Raw genomic sequence first — 2,120 nt, forward strand, 5'->3', positions numbered from 1 at the left:
AAAATGAGTACGCATCCCATCTGCGCGTAACCACGCAAAATCATAACTGGCCTGTGCTAAAGACAGAATTCGTCTTTCAAACTCCACCCATAACGGTTTAACCTGATCAACTGTAATTGCTAGTCCACTTTCATCAGCCAGATGCTTATTTTTTTCACATAATTTCAGTGCATGATAAAGCTTACGTCCAGTTGTAGCATGTTCAAGTACACGAACACGCTTTAACTCTAGAAATTGCATCACCACGATTAAATTGGCATTGGGTAACATCGGAATCAAAATTTGATCCAATTGCAAATCCAAGCGTTTCCATATCGTCAACTGCTGTTCGGAAGTGAAGGTATTCCAACGAATAATTTCATGATTAAAACGTCGACAGCCACGACATACGTTGTCCCCGAACGTGGTCGAACAACGTCCTGCACATGGGGTTATCGTTGGAATGCGGCGATCATTACTCAAAATTTGTCTCTCTGCGTAAAGCCCCAATCAAATGGAGCTTCGTTTATTCCAGTTCATCTGCTTATACTATATCTTGTATGCAATGAAATTTTAACCACAATACTTGGTATTTTGAATAGAAATACGACAGTTATTTGATGTATATCTTCACACCGCGGATATCTCACTGTAATCAGAAAGATTTTATTATGAGCTAAATACTTTTTTAGATTTTGAAATAATCCCTATGAAATGTATTACTTTCTCGCCTAATTCTATATTTCGCGCTAAAATACGCGCCAGAATTTTTCTCTCATCTTTTGGAGTTTTCCATGAACGCTACTGTAGAACAGCTTGCACCTGTAGAACAGCAAGCGACCACTGATTGGGTTGTTGCCGCGCTATATCAATTCAAAGAAGTCAATGATGCTGCCGATTTACAGCAACGTCTTCTGGATCTAGTCAAAACCATCAATCTGTGTGGAACTCTGATCGTTGCAAGTGAGGGAATTAACGGTACGGTTGCGGGTGATCGTCAGGCCATCGATACGATTCGTCAGTTTTTATTGAATGAAGGTTTTCAGGCGATGGAATACAAAGAGTCACTAAGCTCTGAAAAACCGTTTCGTAAAATGAAGATCAAACTTAAACAAGAAATTGTGACCTTAGGTGTTGAGGTCAAACCACGTGATTTAGTCGGCCATTATCTTGATCCCAAAGAATGGAACGAACTGATTAGCCGTGACGATGTGATATTGGTCGATACCCGCAATGACTATGAATATAAAGCGGGAACATTTAAAGGCGCGATTGATCCAAAAACTGAAACTTTTCGTGAGTTTCCAGAATACGTTAAACAAAATCTGGAACAGCACAAAGACAAAAAAATTGCCATGTTTTGTACAGGCGGGATTCGCTGTGAAAAATCAACTTCTTTACTTTTGCAAGAAGGTTTTAACGAGGTTTATCATCTCAAAGGCGGTATTTTAAAATATCTAGAAGAAACGCCTGCCGAAGAAAGCTTATGGGAAGGCGAATGTTTTGTATTCGATGGTCGAACTGCGGTGACGCATGGCGTGGAAGAAGGTCAGAATATCAAATGTCATGCCTGTGGCTGGCCTTTAACTCCTGAAGAATCAGCTTTACCAAGTTATGAACATGGCGTGTCATGCGTGTACTGTATCGACAAAACTTCTGAGAAACAAAAAGAAGGTTTCCGTATGCGTCAGTCACAAATTGCCGCCGCAAAACGTAAGCGTCTTTAAGATTTCTATGCATTCATGAATAGATTTAAGCCGAAATTCGTATTTCGGCTTTTTTATGGTTTTACGCCATTTGCCCTAAGATAAAAAATTGTCCCGAGGCCAAAACCACTTTATCTAAAACTTGCATGCCCAAAGCATCATGGATTTTGAGGGAAATAGGATTATCCGCATCGATAAAAGCCACAATGGCATCGAATCCTTCAGCTTTTAGTTCTTTTAAGGCTTGATCATGTAAGGTTTTGGCAACGCCTTTGCCACGAAACTGATCATCGACCAAAATCGGACCATAAGCTGCATAGCGTAAATCTGCCAAAGGGGTTTCCTGCAAAATTAAAATATTGGCATGCTCTTGAATATACGCCAAAATTTCTGGTCCTTTGGATTCAATTTCACGTTGTATCACTAAGAACCCAG

Annotated in this window: 3 protein-coding genes; 1 reads left to right on the top strand and 2 read right to left on the bottom strand. The window is 40.0% G+C overall.

What is annotated here, in order from left to right:
• The coding region (locus JR005_RS01280) for a DUF1289 domain-containing protein (RefSeq protein WP_218665442.1) at positions 1 to 462 on the bottom strand (462 nt) is incomplete at its 3' end.
• Between the two features lie 311 nt (positions 463 to 773).
• Here JR005_RS01280 and JR005_RS01285 point away from each other — a divergent pair.
• The gene (locus tag JR005_RS01285; RefSeq protein ID WP_004996296.1) at positions 774 to 1,706 is read left to right on the top strand and encodes a rhodanese-related sulfurtransferase; all 933 of its coding nucleotides are present in this window, start codon (positions 774 to 776) and stop codon (positions 1,704 to 1,706) included.
• A 61-nt stretch (positions 1,707 to 1,767) separates the two neighbouring features.
• Here JR005_RS01285 and JR005_RS01290 read toward each other — a convergent pair.
• A partial coding sequence (locus JR005_RS01290) for a GNAT family N-acetyltransferase (RefSeq protein ID WP_218665443.1) occupies positions 1,768 to 2,120 on the bottom strand: 353 nt, incomplete at its 5' end.

This window comes from Acinetobacter sp. Colony158 (assembly GCF_019264745.1).
Taxonomy (GTDB): domain Bacteria; phylum Pseudomonadota; class Gammaproteobacteria; order Pseudomonadales; family Moraxellaceae; genus Acinetobacter; species Acinetobacter ursingii.